We start from the raw sequence: 1,272 nt of genomic DNA, 5'->3' as shown, positions 1-1,272 counted from the left end.
GAGTTCGGGGATGCTCTCCTGTTCGTCGATGGGGTTGTTGAGCAGGGCCATGGAGGTGTCGCTGAAGTAGCGGCGGTCGGCGCTGTCCCATTCGTCGTGCTGCTCGATGAGGACGTGTCCGGCCAGGCGCAGCAGCGCGGCGGGGTTCGGGAAGGTGCCGACGACGTCGGTGCGGCGCTTGATCTCCTTGTTCAACCGCTCCAGCGGGTTCGTGGACCAGATCTGCTGCCAGTGCGCGGAGGGGAACGCGGTGAACGCGAGCAGCTCGTCGCGGGCGTTCTCGAGCATTTCAGCGACGGCCGGGTGGGAGCGTTCGAGCATGCGGACGACTTCCCCGAACTGGGCGGTGACGAGGCTGGCTTTGCCGCGCGGGACGAATACGGTGCGGATGATGGAGGCGACCATGGGGCCTGCGACCTTGGGGACTTTCGCGAGGATGTTGCGCATGAAGTGAACCCGGCAGCGCTGCCAGGACGCGCCCTGGAACGCGACCTGGATCGCCTTGATCAGCCCGGAGTGCGCGTCGGAGATCACCAACCGGACACCACCGAGGCCGCGAGCCTTCAACGATCGGAAGAACGCCGTCCAGAACGGCTCCGATTCGGTGTCGCCGACATCGAATCCGAGGACCTGCCGGGTGCCGTCTGCGGCGACGCCGATCGCCACGACGATCGCCTGCGAGACGACCTGACGACCGACACGGGCCTTGCAGTAAGTCGCGTCGACGAACACATACGGGTAGGTGGTGTCCCCGAGAGGACGTGCCTGGAACGCGGCGACGTCCTCGTCGAGGTCCTGGCAGATGCGAGACACCTCGGACTTGGAGATCCCCGAATCGGCGCCGAGCGCCTTGACGAGGTCGTCGACCTTGCGGGTCGAGACGCCGTGGACGTAAGCCTCCATCACGACCGCGAACAGCGCCTGATCGACCCGGCGGCGCCGCTCCAGCAGCGACGGGAAGAACGACCCCTGTCGCAGCTTCGGGATCCGCAGATCCAGGTCCCCAGCTGTGGTGGTCAGCGTCCGCGGACGCGACCCGTTGCGGACCGCGACACGCCCCTCCGAGCGCTCGTAAGGGGCGGCGCCGATGAACGCGGTCGCCTCCGCGTCGATCAGCTCCTGGTAGAGCTTCTGCGTCGCGAGCCGGATCCGGTCGCTGACATCGGTGGAGTGCAGTTCCCCGAGGAGCTCGAGGAGGGCAGACTGGTCTAGAGCCATCGTGCGTTTGTGTCTTCCTGTGAGTGACTTTGATCGGTACTCACTGACCATCGC

The 1,272-nt window shown here is 66.4% G+C and carries 1 protein-coding gene; it reads right to left on the bottom strand.

Annotated elements, in window-relative coordinates:
- On the bottom strand, window positions 1-1,218 hold a 1,218-nt coding region (locus ACYVGN_RS13400), incomplete at its 3' end, for an IS256 family transposase (protein WP_460791361.1).
- Window positions 1,219-1,272 lie beyond the last annotated feature (54 nt).

This window comes from Microbacterium lacusdiani (genome assembly GCF_054779895.1).
The sequence above is the reverse complement of the archived record's forward strand: the minus strand, read 5'-3'. Positions and strand labels throughout refer to the sequence as shown.